At 44.7% G+C, this 573-nt stretch carries 1 protein-coding gene; it reads right to left on the bottom strand.

The annotated features are described in order from the left end of the window. Nucleotides 1-573 (bottom strand): alpha/beta hydrolase (locus R7Q46_RS29000; RefSeq protein WP_318078556.1); only part of this gene is annotated, 573 nt, incomplete at both ends.

Genomic DNA, 573 nt, shown 5'->3' with positions numbered 1-573 from the left:
CAAGAAAAGACAGACGAACCATGGCATTGCCACCAAAACGAAAACCGACCAAACCAACTTTGTGATGATCGACGTAAGGAATGGAATAAAGCTCATTCAACACGGCTTGATGAAGACAGCTTGAATCTTCCGTCAAAGGCCAATGAGAACTGTGTCCGACTGATGGCATATCGACGGTCAGCATTGCAATATCTTTAGGAGCAAAGTGATTGCGGAACAAACGCCACATGTCGGTTTGTAAACTGTCGAGTCCTGCACTCACCATCACAACTGGCAGCTGCTTATCGGTTCTTGGCAAATGCAAGTTAGCGATAATTTTGCGTTTTTGGTAAGGCACCTCAATTTGCTTGATGGTGTATTGAGTTTTCTCAGCCCCTTCAGAATAGGCTTTGTTTGCTAACACCTGAGCCTGAAGCGCCAAGTTGTCGTTTTTTAAATGAGGATAGCCAGCAATGCTGAAAAACAATGATGCGGTAAACAGCTCCTCGGCAGCATCCTCACCTTTAAGATCATTGGCACGTCGTTGGTGTTCAATACCTAAATTGATACACTCAAACGTCCTGTTACCACTGT

It is taken from the genome of Vibrio sp. 811, assembly GCF_033339195.1.
Note: the sequence above shows the minus strand (reverse complement) of the source record. Positions and strands in the feature narration are given on the sequence as shown.